Here is a 12,641-nt window from a genome sequence, read left to right on the forward strand (position 1 = left end):
CTCGATGGACCAGCGTATTCGGTCGCCTCCTAGACCGGCAGGGAGATATCCACGTCGTCGACCTGCACCGCGATGTCGGCCGCCTCGGCGGCCGGGCGGATCGGCGTCACCGTGGCGTACTGCCTGTTCAGGTAGTACTCGTCGGTGCCCTCCTCCAGGGCGGCCTCGTTGTCCTCCAGCGTCATCCGGAGGAACCCCTCGCCGCGCTCGGAGACCGTGAACTGCACGGCACCGAAGGTGGCCAGCCGGGCCCGACGCACGCCGCGGACCTGGTCGAAAGACGGCACATCGGGACAATTCACATTCAGGACGACGCCCGGCGGGATGTCCTCGAGCGCGGGCAGGAGCCGGGCAGCGAGCGTGGCCGGCGTCTCCCAGGACGGCTGCTGCGGCGGCCGGATGCTGTGCCCGACGGAGAACGCGGCCGCGCGGCACCCGCCGAGCGCGGCGGTGAGCGCGGCACCCACGGTGCCCGAGTGGGTCACGGCACGGCCCGCGTTGGCGCCGATGTTGATGCCCGACAGCACGAGGTCGGGTGGCGAGCCCAGCCCGCCGGTGAGCGCGACGAGCACGATGAACGCCGGCGAGGCCGCCACCGACCAGGCCGTCACTCCGGGCAGGCCCGGCAGGGTCCGCGGCTCGACCAGGATCCGGCCGTCGCTCTCGACGGCGGTGAGCGCGGCGCTGGCGCCGGAGAACTCCCGGCTGGGTGCGGCGACGGTGACCTCGTGGCCGGCATCGCGGGCAACAATCGCCAGGGCGGCCAGGCCAGGGCTGTCAATACCGTCGTCGTTGGTGATCAGCACGTGCACCGGGATTCCTCCTTTGTCGGGTACCTGCATTATTTCTGTCGGCTCCCAACAGTGGGGGCGAGACGGTCGAGCCGGTTGACGGGCACGAACAGTGCCCGGCGTTATCACTCCGTGACGTACGCGCGCCGATCACGGTCCTGAGCCCCGATTAGAGTTTCGCGCATCGTGGCGGACGCTACGGGCATAAGGAGCGGCTCTGTATGGAAATGACCAAGACCGGGCCGGCCGGTTCGACGGGTGACCCGTTGATCGTGCTCGAGAAGGTCAACAAACATTTCGGCTCGCTGCACGTGCTGCGCGACATCGACCTGTCCATCGCCCGGGGCGAAGTGGTGGTCGTCATCGGACCGTCCGGGTCCGGTAAGTCCACCCTCTGCCGGGCCATCAATCGGCTGGAGCCGATCGACGACGGCGTGATCAGGTTCGACGACCGGCCGCTTCCGGCCGAAGGCAAGGCGCTGGCCAAGCTCCGCAGCGAGGTCGGCATGGTGTTCCAGTCGTTCAACCTCTTCGCGCACAAGACCATCCTTGAGAACGTGATGCTCGGCCCGCTGAAGGTCCGCAAGGAAAAGTCCAGCGAAGTCCGGAGCCGGGCCAATGCCCTGCTCGACCGCGTCGGCATCGCCAACCAGGCGGACAAGTACCCGGCCCAGCTTTCCGGCGGCCAGCAGCAGCGGGCGGCGATCGCCCGGGCGCTGGCGATGCAGCCCAAGGCGATGCTGTTCGACGAGCCCACGAGCGCTCTCGACCCGGAGATGGTCGGCGAGGTCCTCGACGTCATGACGTCGCTCGCCCGGGACGGCATGACCATGGTCGTCGTCACCCATGAGATGGGTTTCGCCCGGCATGCCGCGAACCGGGTGGTCTTCATGGCCGACGGGCAGTTGGTCGAGGAGGCGGAGCCCGACGAGTTCTTCGCGCGGCCCCGCAGCGACCGGGCAAAGGATTTCCTGTCGAAGATTTTGACGCACTAGCTCTGTCTGCGGTGCGTCGAATGTGGAGGGAGTAGTAATGCGAATCAACCGGCTCGTCGCGTACGCGGCGGTGGCGGTGCTCGCGCTGGGTGTCAGCGCGTGCGGCGGCGATGATGATGGGGGCGACGGCGGCGACGTCAGCACCGACAAGACGTTCGCGGCCGGCAGCACCATGCAGAAGCTCAAGGACGCGAAGAAGATCAAGGTCGGCACCAAGTTCGACCAGCCCGGCTTCGGTCTCAAGGGCCTCGACGGCAAGCCCGCGGGCTTCGACGTCGAGATCGCGAAGATCATCGCCAACGAACTGGGCCTCACCAACGACCAGGTCGAGTTCTCGGAGTCGCCCAGCGCCGTCCGCGAACAGGTGATCGAGCAGGGCACCGTCGACATCGTCGTGGCCACCTACACGATCAACGACACCCGTAAGCAGCGGATCAGCTTCGCCGGGCCGTACTACGAGGCCGGCCAGACGATCATGGTGCGCAACAACGAGTCCGACATCACCGGGCCCGACTCGTTCAAGACCACGAACAAGAAGGTCTGCTCGGTCACCAACTCGACGCCGGCCAACAACATCAAGAAGTACCTGTCCAACGAGGGCCAGCAGCTGGTGCTCTTCGACACGTACCAGAAGTGTGTCGACGCCCTGACCGGCAACCAGGTCGACGCGGTCACCACCGACAACGTCATCCTGCTCGGCTTCATCTCGAAGAACGAGGGCAAGTTCAAGCTCGCCGGTGACACGTTCACCAAGGAGCCCTACGGCGTCGGTCTCAAGAAGGACGACACCGACTTCCGCAACTTCATCAACGACACCCTGGAGAAGGCCAACCAGGACGGTCGCTACAAGAAGGCATGGGACAGCACGGCCGGGAAGATCCCGAACGCCAAGTTGCCCGCGATGCCCACGATCAACCGGTACTGAGTTCCGTCCGTAAATGACAGAAGTGGAGGGTGAGACAGCCGTGTTCGGAACGGATACGCGCCCATGAGCGTGCTGATCGATAACCTCGACTCGTTCGCGAAGGGTTTCTGGCTCACCCTCCAGCTCTGCATCCTGTCGGCCATCGGCGCGCTGGTGATCGGCACCATCGTCGCGGTGCTGCGGATCTCGCCGCTGCCGCCGCTACGGTGGCTGGGCACGACGTACGTCAACGTCTTCCGCAACTCGCCGCTCACCATCGTGTTCTTCATGATCGTGTTCGGCCTGCCGGTGCTGGGCTCCAACGCCGAGTTCCTCGACGTCCCCGGCCTGAACCTGATCTTCACCCGGCTCGACTACGACCTGCCGTACTTCCGGTTCGCGGTGATCGCGCTGTCGCTCTACACCGGTGCGTTCGTGTGCGAGGCGATCCGCAGCGGCATCAACGCCGTCTCACCCGGCCAGGCCGAGGCCGCCCGGGCGATCGGCCTCACGTTCGGCCAGAACCTGCGGCACGTGGTGCTGCCGCAGGCCTGGCAGGCGTCCGTCGTGCCGCTGGGCAGCGTGATCATCGCGATGATCAAGAACTCGGCGCTCGCCGGCTTCTTCGGCCTGGTGGGCGACCTGTCGCAGACCGGCTACGACCTCGTGATCTCCAAGGGCGAACCGGTGATTCCGGTGTTCATCGGCATCGCCGCGGGCTTCCTCATCCTGACGATGCCGCTGGGCCTGCTGCTCGACCGGGTCGAACGTCGCACGGTTAAGGCGCGGTGATCATGAATAATCAGCAGGCTGTTCTGTACGACGCACCGGGGCCGCGCGCCAGGCGGCTGACCGTGATCGTCAGCATCGTCGCCACCGTGCTCGCCGTGATCGGCGCCTACTTCTTCATCTACCGGCCGCTCGACGACGCGGGCCAGCTCTCGATGGAGCTGTGGGGCCCGCTCATCGATCCCAGCAACGAGAACTTCAACCAGTTGTGGACCCGGTTCGGGGAGGGCTTCAAGGCGACGCTGATCGCGGCCGTCCTGGCGATCATCTGCTCGCTGATCGTCGGCACCGCGCTCGCGATCCTCCGGGTGCAGCTCAAGGCGGTACGGAAGCGCCGCTTCGTCGACATGGGCGGGCTCGGCGTGGTGGTCCGCGGCCTCGTGGTCGCGCTGAACACGATCACCCGGCTCTGCATCGAGGTGTTCCGGGGCATCCCCGTGGTCATCACGATCTTCTTCGTGTGGGTCCTGCTCAGCAAGGCCGGCGCTCCCGATCTCGAACTCGGCTTCCTGACGATCCCGAGCCTCACGTACACCCTGGTGATCGGCCTCTCGATCTACAACAGCGTGGTGATCGGCGAGATCCTGCGGTCCGGCATGGAGGGCCTGCCGCCCGGCCAGCGGGAGGCGTCCGACGCGATCGGCCTGAGCACGTTCCAGACGCTGCGCATGGTGCTGCTGCCGCAGGCCTACCGGATCATGATGCCGGCGCTGATCAGCCAGCTGGTGGTGGTGCTCAAGGACACCTCGCTCGGCTTCATCATCACGTACGAGGAGATCCTGCGGGTCGCCGGCCAGACCATCCAGTTCCTAGGCAACGGCATCCAGACCTACATCGTGATCGGCGCCATCTACATCGCGATCAACTACACGCTGTCCAAGGTCGCCGAGTACACCCAACGCCGCCTGGCTCGCGGCCGCAAAGCCCCCAAGGTCGCCGCCCCCCATCCCCCCGCCGCCGTCGCGGCCGACGCATAGCGCCATCCCGCGTCGATCTTGCAGTTGTGGTGCCTCGATTGCCCCGTTTTGGTGGGGCTTGCGGGGCACCACAACTGCAAGATCGACTGCTATTGGTGGGCGGCTACGACGCCCAGCGCCAAGGCGAGGGATATCAGGGTGGTCATCAGGATCGCTATGACGCGGAAGCGGCGGTGAAGCGCCGGGAGCTCGGCCGGTAGCGCGAAGACGCGGGCGGGCCAGCCGCGCCAGGAGACCCACCAGAAGCAGCCGGCCGCGGCGATCAGCAGCCCGGCCTTGAGCGCGATCAGCGTCCACCACCAGCCGTCGCCGTGGTCGTCGCTGAGGAGCGGCACGAGTGCCGCGCCCGAGAGACCGAGGACACCGATCAGCGCCACGACCCGCCAGCGGTTGCCGGCGGCGAGCTCGCGGTAGACGTCCTCCGCCCGGGCCGGATCCCCGAACAGCCGGCCGATCCGGGGCTGCACCACGCCCAGGCTGTACACCATCGAGCCGAGCCACACAGCGCCGACGCCGACGTGGACCAGCACGAGTAGCACCATGCCCGCGATTCTGCCCCGTGGGCCGGTTTGCATGTTTGCGCGGCTTGTTTACGCTGCGCGGGTGGCGGAGAGTGGCTTTCGGCTTGGCATCGACTTCGGAACGTCCAATACCGTCGCTGTATTGCGCTGGCCCGACGGGCGCTCCAAGGCCCTGCTGTTCGACGGTGCGCCGATCATGCCGTCGGCCGTCTACACCGCCGAAGACGGCTCGATCCTCGCCGGCCGCGACGCCGTTCATTCCGCCCGGCTCCACCCGCACCGGTTCGAGCCGTATCCGAAGCGGCGGATCGACGAGGAGATCGTCTACCTCGGCGACCGCGAGATCCGGTCCACCGAGCTGATCGCCACCGTGCTGCGCCGCGTCGGCGTGGAGGCGCAACGCGTCGCCAACACCACGCCGTCGCACGTCACGCTCACCCACCCGGCGGCCTGGGGCGCCCAGCGCCGCGAGGCGCTCAACCGGGCGGCCGCCGCTGCCGGCCTGCCACAGCCGCTGCTGGTGGCCGAGCCGGTCGCCGCCGCGTCCTACTTCGTCGGCACGGTGGGCGCCCACCTCCCGATCGGCGGCTGCGCCGTCGTCTACGACTTCGGTGCCGGCACGTTCGACGCCACCGTCGTCCGCCGGACCGCCGCCGGCGGCTTCGACGTCCTCGCCACCGAGGGCCTCACCGACGCCGGCGGCCTCGACGTGGACGCGGCGATCGTCAGCTACCTTGGCCAGCAACTGGCCGAGCGGGCGCCGGACGAGTGGCGCCGCCTGTCCCAACCCACCGACGACACCGACCGCCGGGCCGCGTGGCAACTCTGGGAGGACGCCCGCCAGGCCAAGGAAACCCTGAGCCGAGCTGCGACGACCTACGTCCACGTCCCGCTGGTCGACGACAGCGTCCCCCTCGGACGCGAGCAACTCGAACAACTCGCCCGCCCGATCCTCGACCGCACCGTCACCGCGACGCTCCTGTCGGTGGCCGCGGCCGGCCTGACCCCGCCCCAGCTGGCGGCGGTGTTCCTGGTGGGCGGTTCGAGCCGGATCCCGCTGGCCGCCACACTCCTGCACCGCGGGTTCGGCACGGCACCGATGGCGATCGAGCAGCCCGAACTGGTGGTCGCGGAGGGGGCGCTCCAGTTGGCGCCGCGGTCGGGTCGGGCGATGGTCGGCCCGCCGGGGGCGCCCGGGCCCGGGACTGCGGGGCCGGGGCAGGTCAGCCCGGGGATGGGCGGTCCGCGGCCCGCGAGTCCCGGTCCCGGGGGACCCGGAATGGCCGGTGCCGGGGTTGCCGGTCCCGGGATGGCTAGGCCGGGTGGTCCAGGGATGGCCGGTCCTGGGATGGCCGGTTCCGGGCCGGGTGGTCCGGGGCCGGGTGGTCCCGGGACGGCGGGTCCTGGGATGGCCGGTCCCGGGATGACGACACATGCGGAACGGCCCGTGTCGGCGGCGCCCATGTCCGGGCCGCCGGTTTCCGGGGCACCGATGTCCGGCGCCCCGATGTCTGGGGCACCGATGTCCGGGGGGCCGTCGTCCGGGGGGCCGACGCCCGGCCCCGCCGGCCCGCCGGTCTCCGGTCCGACGGGGGCACCCGTGTCCGGCTCGACCGGGGCACCGGTATCGGGGCCGCCGGTGTTCGGGACGCCGCCGCCCGTCGGGCCGTTCCCACCGCAACAGGCGGCGCCGCCCGCCGCGACCCCCGCGACGCCGCCGACGTTCACGATGCCGTCGGCCGGGCCGTCCGGACCGCCGGCGCCCGGACCCGGTTACGGGGACCAGCCGCCGCAGGCCGGCCCGGCGCAACCGTCCAGCGGCGCGCCGCAGCCGCCGGGAAGCGCCTACGGCACACCGGGGACCGCCTACGGTGGATCGCCGGCACCCATGCACGGCGGGCCGGCGTTCGGCGCGCAGCAACCCGCGCCCGGCGGGGTCTACGGGTCGGCGCCCGCGGGTCAGCCGACCAGCGGGGCGGCTGGGCCCGCGAGCCCGTGGCCGGGCCAACCGGGCTCGGCGCAGCCCGGCTACCCGGGGCAGGCAACACCCGGACAGCCGACACCCGGACAGCCCATCCCAGGCCCGGGCTACCCGAATCAGCCCACGCCGGGGCAGGCCTGGCCACCGCCCGGTGCCGGGCCGGCAGGTCCGCACGCGCCGCACGGCCAACCGATGTCCAGCCCGCCCATGTCGGGGCCACCGATGTCGGGGCCACCCATGTCCGGGCCACCCATGTCGGGACCGCCCATGTCGGGACCGCCCATGTCGGGGCCACCCATGTCCGGGCCGCCCGGATTCGGGCCGGGGCCTCGACGGTCGCGGGGGCCGCTGGTGGCCGCGATCGCCGCCGGCGCTGCCGTGCTGCTGCTGGTGATCGGTGGCATCGCGTTCGCGCTGACGCGGGATGATCCGGACCCCGTCGTCGACACGCCGGTTGCCTCGCCGGCCTGCGGCTACAAGATTGCCTACCTGGGCATCCTGTCCGGCGAGAACAGCGGCGACGGCCAGACGATCCGCAACTCCGCCCAACTGGCGGTGGACAAGTACAACGGCGCCCACAGCGGTTGCACCACCGAGCTCGTCGAATATGACACCAAGGGCGACGAGGACGAGGCCGCCCGCATGGCCAGCGACATCGTGCGCGACGAGAAGATCGTCGGGCTGGTCGGGCCGATCTGGTACAGCGAGGCCGAGAAGGTCATGCCGATCATCGACGCCGCCGGGATGCCGGTGATCTCGCCGTCGCTGATGTACACGGACCTGTCGCAGAAGAGCTGGAAGACGTTCCACCGCACGGTGGGCACCGATGCCGACCAGGCCGCGGCCGCCGCGCGGTACCTCACCGGCTCGATGGGGGCGAAACGGGTCTTCATCGTGACCGACAGCGACGAGTGGGCGTCGGGTGCGGCCAGCGAGGCCCGGATGCGGCTCAACACCGCGTTCGTCGGCAAGGCCGAGATCGCCGGCGACGAGAAGACGTTCGCCAACGTGGTGAGCCAGGTGACCGCGTCGACCGCGGACGCCGTCTACTTCTCCGGGTACCACGACGCGGGCGGCATCTTCGTGAAGGAGATGCGCGCCGCCAAGCCCGACATCAAGATCATGGGCTGGGACCGGATCTTCACCGACCTGTTCGTCGAGGGTGCCACCGAGGCTGCGGCGCAGGGCGTGGCGATCACGTGCCCGTGCGTGCCGCCGAGCGAGGCCCGCGACAACTTCGCCAACGACTACCGCGAGAAGTTCTCGGAGGCCGGCTACTACGGTCCTGAGGCGTTCGACGCCACGAACGTGCTGCTCGCGGCGCTGGCGGCGGGCAAGTCGGCGCGGGCCGACGTGAACGCGTTCGTCGGTTCGTACGACAAGCAGGGCGTATCGCGTCAGATCAAATTCACGGCGACCGGGGACATCGTGGCCACGGCGCCGGCGGTGTGGTCCTACGTGGTGCGGGACGGCTCGATCTACAAGGACAAGGTGATCGCCTGAAGCCCTACCGGGCGATCTCGGTGACGCGTGACTCGCGCACCACCGTCACCCGGATCTGGCCCGGGTAGGTCAGTTCCTCCTCGACCTGCTTGGCGACGTCGCGGGCCAGGATGGCCGCACCGATGTCGTCGACGTCCTCCGGCCGCACCATCACCCGGATCTCGCGGCCGGCCTGCATCGCGAAGACCTTCTCGACCCCGCCCTTGGTGGCCGCGATCTCCTCGATGCGCTCCAGCCGCTTGACGTACGCCTCCAGCGACTCGCGCCGGGCCCCCGGACGGCCACCCGAGCACGCGTCGGACGCCTGGGTGAGCACCGCCTCGATGGTCTGCGGCAGCACCTCGTTGTGGTGCGCTTCGATGGCGTGCACGACGTCGTCGGCCTCGCCGTACTTCTTGGCGATGTCGGCGCCGATCAGCGCGTGGCTGCCCTCGACCTCGTGGGTGAGCGCCTTGCCGATGTCGTGCAGGAACGCGCACCGCTTGATCATCTGCCGGTCGAGACCCAGTTCGGAGGCCATGATGCCGGAGATGTGCGCGGTCTCCAGGAGATGCTTGAGGACGTTCTGCCCGTAGCTGGTGCGGTACCGCAGCCGGCCGACGAGCGTCACCAGTTCCGGGTGCAGATCGGTGATGCCGACCTCGACCAGCGCGTCCTCGGCCGCCCGCCCGCACAGCCGCTCGACCTCGTGCCTGGCCATGTCGAAGACTTCCTCGATGCGGTGCGGGTGGATCCGCCCGTCGAGGACCAGCTTCTCCAGCGTCAGCCGGCCGATCTCGCGGCGCACCGGGTCGAAGCAGCTGAGCAGCACCGCCTCGGGCGTGTCGTCGATGATCAGGTTCACGCCGGTGACCGACTCGAACGCGCGGATGTTGCGGCCCTCCCGGCCGATGATCCGCCCCTTCATCTCGTCGCTCGGCAGGTGCAGCACGCTGACGACGCTCTCGGCCGTCTGCTCGCTGGCGACCCGCTGGATCGCGTCGACGACCACGTGCCGGGCCCGCTGCTCGGCGGTCGAGCGGGCGTCGTTCTCGATGTCGCGGATGAGGATCGCGGCCTCGCGCTTGGCCTGCCCCTCGATCGTCTCGATCAGTTCCTGCTTGGCGGCCTCCGCGGTGAGCGAGGCGATGCGTTCCAGCTCGCGGCGCTTCTCCTCCTCGGCCTCGGCGATCGACAGCTCCCGGCCGGACAGCGTCGTCTCGCGGGTGCTCATCTCGAGTTCGGCGGCGCTGATCCGCCGGTCGCGCTCGGCGAGCCGCTCGGCCTCCTCGGCGAGCAGGCGTTCCCGTTCGTCGAGCCGGCGCTGGCGCCGCTCGGCGTCTTGCGTCTGTTCCCGGGCGACGGCCGTGAGCTGCGCCAACTCGCGCTCGCCGGCCCGCTTCGCCGCGGCTCGCGCCTGCTCGGCCTCGTGCTCCGACTGCCGGTGCGCCCGGTCGAGCACCGCCTCCGACTCGGCCCGCGCCTCGGCCAGGATCCGGCGCGACTCGGCCCGTGCGGCACCGGCCTCGGCCTTGGCGGCGGCGGCCTCGGTGCGCGCCGCCGCGGCGGCGGCCCGTGCCTCGTCGACGGCGGCGTTCGCGTCTTCGGCGGCCGTACGCAGCGCGGCCAGGGTCCGCTCTTCGGCGGCCAGGCGGTCGGGCGTCAGCTGGGAGGCCCGCAGTTGATCCGGGGCGTCGGACCGCGCGGCCGTCGCCGGCCAGGGCTCGTGGCTGGTGGACGCCGCGTCGACCGCCACCCGCGCGGCCGGCAACGCCGGTTCGGCCGCACCCTGGAGAGCAGCCTGGGAGTCGCTGCGAAGGCCACCCTGGGGAGCGGGTTGAGCAACGGTCTGAAGGCCGGCATCGGGATCCGGACCAGGCCGGGACGTGGCCAGGATCCCGCTCTCGGCCGGCGCACCGGCCCCGGACCCCGCGACATCCGACGGCTCCGACGCACCCGTGGACGCGGCACCCCGAACCGCCTCGGCGGCGCCGACCGGTCCCGGTGCCGCGATCTCGATCTTGCGCAGCACGCGCGCGCCGAACACGACCGCGCCCAGCACGACCACAGCGAGGATCAGAACGACGACGACGAGCACCAGTTCGATCGGTGTCATCGCCGCCTCCTCCCCGCCAGACGCCGGATCCGTACGGATCGGCGCGTGTAGCCGGTAGTCGGAGACACCCAACGTCTGTGGGCACGGCCGATGAACACCTGCCGGGTACTCCCTGAACCCGGCCCGGCAGCGACGCCGGAATCACCGCCGACTCGACCAAGCCGGCGATGCGGTGCGACCCGTCATTATGGGCCAAAAAGATGTCGTTCTGTAATGCGATCTATGTTGTGCGGTAAACCCGCGGTGGTTGAGCGGTCTCCATCCGGTAACGCCGAGGCTAGGTCGTCGGAAGGCTCCCGGTCAAGGACTCATGATCGGAGCTGATCGAAGTCGTCGGGTTCCTCGACGTATGAATCAAGATCGAGCAAACCACCCGTACCACCGTCGTCGGCCATCGCCTCTTTCACCACCCGGTACGCCAGACCGGACGGATAGCCCTTCCGGGCAAGCATCCCGACGAGCTTCCGGATCAGCGCGGCCTGCGCCTTCCGCTGCGCGTCGCGGTCGTCGCCGACCCCGTCGCCGGTGCCGCCGGGACGGCGCCGTTCGACGCGGAGCCGCCGCTCGACCAGCGCCCGCGCCGTCTCGATCTCGGCGTCGCCGTCGAGCTCGTCGAGCGCGACACCCATGTCGTCGGCGGACACGCCCTTGCGCCGCAGTTCGCCGGCCAGGGCCCGCTTCGCCAGCCCCTTGCTGTGGTGCCGGCTGGTGACCCACGCCTTGGCGAACGCCTCGTCGTCGATGATCCCGACGTCGGAGTACCGGTCGAGCACCTCGGAGATCACGTCTTCGTCGTAGCCGCGCTTGCGCAGCGCCGTCTCCAACTCCGACCGCGTGCGCGGCCGCACCGCCAGCAACCGGATGCACTGGTCACGCGCGGCCGTCCCCAGCTCTTCCCGCGTCTTCGGCTTCTCCTCGGGACCGTCCGGGGCCGACCGGCGGCGGCCGGCCCCTCCACGGTGCCCCGCCATGATCAGAAGTCGACCGGGGGCAGCGCCGGACCGGCGGAGTCGTCGGACTGGCCGACACCGACGCCCAGCTTCTCCTTGATGCGCTTCTCGATCTCGGCCGCGACGTCGGGGTTCTCCTTGAGGAAGTTGCGGGCGTTCTCCTTGCCCTGCCCCAACTGGTCGCCGTCGTAGGTGTACCAGGCACCCGCCTTGCGGATGATCGACTGCTCGACACCCACGTCGATGAGCGAGCCCTCGCGGGAGATGCCGACGCCGTACATGATGTCGAACTCGGCCTGCTTGAACGGCGCCGCGACCTTGTTCTTCACGACCTTCACGCGGGTGCGGTTGCCGACCACGTCGGTACCGTCTTTCAGGCTCTCGATGCGCCGGATGTCGAGCCGCACCGAGGCGTAGAACTTCAGCGCCTTACCACCGGTGGTGGTCTCCGGCGAGCCGAACATGACGCCGATCTTCTCGCGGAGCTGGTTGATGAAGATCGCGGTGGTGTTGGAGCTGTTCAGGGCACCGGTGATCTTCCGGAGCGCCTGGCTCATGAGGCGGGCCTGCAGACCCACGTGGCTGTCGCCCATCTCGCCCTCGATCTCGGCGCGGGGCACGAGGGCCGCCACCGAGTCGATCACGATGATCTCGAGCGCGCCGGAACGCACCAGCATGTCGACGATCTCGAGCGCCTGCTCACCCGTGTCGGGCTGGGAAACGAGCAGCGCGTCGGTGTCGACGCCCAGTGCCTTGGCGTAGTCGGGGTCGAGGGCGTGCTCGGCGTCGATGAACGCCGCGATGCCGCCCGCCTTCTGTACGTTGGCGATGGCGTGGAGCGCCACCGTGGTCTTACCCGAGCTTTCCGGGCCGTAGACCTCCACGACCCGGCCACGCGGCAGACCGCCGATACCCAGCGCCACGTCGAGCGCGATGGACCCGGTGGGAATCACCTGGATCTGGGTGACCGGTCGTTCGCCGAGCCGCATGATCGAGCCCTTGCCGAACTGCTTCTCGATGCCTGCGAGCGCGAGGCCGAGCGCCTTCTCGCGGTCGGGCTGCCCTGCTGCCATGTCGGATACTCCTGGGTTTGCGGGCTTCGCGGATGTCCGTCTCGTCACGCCGACACGTTAAG

Annotated in this window: 10 protein-coding genes; 5 read left to right on the forward strand and 5 right to left on the reverse strand. The window is 69.9% G+C overall.

What is annotated here, in order from left to right; genetic code table 11:
- Positions 1-29 precede the first annotated feature (29 nt).
- Complete coding sequence (gene surE, locus Vau01_RS02035; RefSeq protein ID WP_239151231.1) at positions 30-812, reverse strand: 5'/3'-nucleotidase SurE; 783 nt, start codon at positions 810-812, stop codon at positions 30-32.
- Between the two features lie 206 nt (positions 813-1,018).
- Between surE and Vau01_RS02040 the strand changes: the two genes are divergently transcribed.
- From Vau01_RS02040 to Vau01_RS02055, 4 genes are all read left to right on the forward strand, one after another.
- Entirely contained in the window at positions 1,019-1,786 is a 768-nt protein-coding gene (locus tag Vau01_RS02040) for an amino acid ABC transporter ATP-binding protein (protein WP_203986629.1), read from the forward strand.
- 37 nt (positions 1,787-1,823) lie between these two features.
- Positions 1,824-2,711: a glutamate ABC transporter substrate-binding protein gene (locus Vau01_RS02045; RefSeq protein ID WP_203986369.1), complete on the forward strand. Its 888-nt coding sequence runs from the start codon at positions 1,824-1,826 to the stop codon at positions 2,709-2,711.
- A gap of 63 nt (positions 2,712-2,774) precedes the next feature.
- On the forward strand, positions 2,775-3,482 hold the full coding sequence (locus tag Vau01_RS02050; RefSeq protein ID WP_203986372.1) for an amino acid ABC transporter permease: 708 nt from the start codon (positions 2,775-2,777) through the stop codon (positions 3,480-3,482).
- Positions 3,483-3,484: 2 nt separating this feature from the next.
- Positions 3,485-4,456, forward strand: a complete 972-nt coding sequence (locus tag Vau01_RS02055; protein ID WP_203986375.1) for an amino acid ABC transporter permease — start codon at positions 3,485-3,487, stop codon at positions 4,454-4,456.
- Between the two features lie 89 nt (positions 4,457-4,545).
- On the opposite strand, the gene Vau01_RS02060 is transcribed toward Vau01_RS02055, so the two are convergent.
- A complete protein-coding gene (locus Vau01_RS02060) occupies positions 4,546-4,998 on the reverse strand; it encodes a hypothetical protein (protein ID WP_203986377.1) in 453 nt (150 codons plus the stop codon).
- A gap of 121 nt (positions 4,999-5,119) precedes the next feature.
- On the opposite strand from Vau01_RS02060, the gene Vau01_RS02065 reads away from it, so the two are divergent.
- On the forward strand, positions 5,120-8,461 hold the full coding sequence (locus Vau01_RS02065; protein ID WP_203986379.1) for an ABC transporter substrate-binding protein: 3,342 nt from the start codon (positions 5,120-5,122) through the stop codon (positions 8,459-8,461).
- 4 nt (positions 8,462-8,465) lie between these two features.
- On the opposite strand, the gene rny is transcribed toward Vau01_RS02065, so the two are convergent.
- The 3 genes from rny to recA form a co-directional block, all read right to left on the reverse strand.
- On the reverse strand, positions 8,466-10,556 hold the full coding sequence (gene rny / locus Vau01_RS02070; RefSeq protein ID WP_203986381.1) for a ribonuclease Y: 2,091 nt from the start codon (positions 10,554-10,556) through the stop codon (positions 8,466-8,468).
- A gap of 308 nt (positions 10,557-10,864) precedes the next feature.
- The gene (locus Vau01_RS02075) at positions 10,865-11,527 is read right to left on the reverse strand and encodes a regulatory protein RecX (protein ID WP_203986383.1); all 663 of its coding nucleotides are present in this window, start codon (positions 11,525-11,527) and stop codon (positions 10,865-10,867) included.
- A 2-nt stretch (positions 11,528-11,529) separates the two neighbouring features.
- Complete coding sequence (gene recA, locus Vau01_RS02080; RefSeq protein ID WP_203986385.1) at positions 11,530-12,579, reverse strand: recombinase RecA; 1,050 nt, start codon at positions 12,577-12,579, stop codon at positions 11,530-11,532.
- Between the last annotated feature and the right edge of the window lie 62 nt (positions 12,580-12,641).

Origin of the sequence: Virgisporangium aurantiacum (assembly GCF_016863635.1) — a bacterium.
GTDB classification, from domain to species: Bacteria; Actinomycetota; Actinomycetes; order Mycobacteriales; family Micromonosporaceae; genus Virgisporangium; species Virgisporangium aurantiacum.

What these genes read in the sequence shown, in the direction of transcription:
- Vau01_RS02075 (WP_203986383.1), bottom strand. Translation starts at nt 11,527, where the DNA reads ATGGCGGGGCACCGTGGAGGGGCCGGCCGCCGCCGGTCGGCCCCGGAC.
- Vau01_RS02055 (WP_203986375.1), top strand. Translation starts at nt 3,485, where the DNA reads ATGAATAATCAGCAGGCTGTTCTGTACGACGCACCGGGGCCGCGCGCC.
- Vau01_RS02040 (WP_203986629.1), top strand. Translation starts at nt 1,019, where the DNA reads ATGACCAAGACCGGGCCGGCCGGTTCGACGGGTGACCCGTTGATCGTG.
- recA (WP_203986385.1), bottom strand. Translation starts at nt 12,579, where the DNA reads ATGGCAGCAGGGCAGCCCGACCGCGAGAAGGCGCTCGGCCTCGCGCTC.
- Vau01_RS02060 (WP_203986377.1), bottom strand. Translation starts at nt 4,998, where the DNA reads ATGGTGCTACTCGTGCTGGTCCACGTCGGCGTCGGCGCTGTGTGGCTC.
- Vau01_RS02045 (WP_203986369.1), top strand. Translation starts at nt 1,824, where the DNA reads ATGCGAATCAACCGGCTCGTCGCGTACGCGGCGGTGGCGGTGCTCGCG.
- rny (WP_203986381.1), bottom strand. Translation starts at nt 10,556, where the DNA reads ATGACACCGATCGAACTGGTGCTCGTCGTCGTCGTTCTGATCCTCGCT.
- Vau01_RS02050 (WP_203986372.1), top strand. Translation starts at nt 2,775, where the DNA reads ATGAGCGTGCTGATCGATAACCTCGACTCGTTCGCGAAGGGTTTCTGG.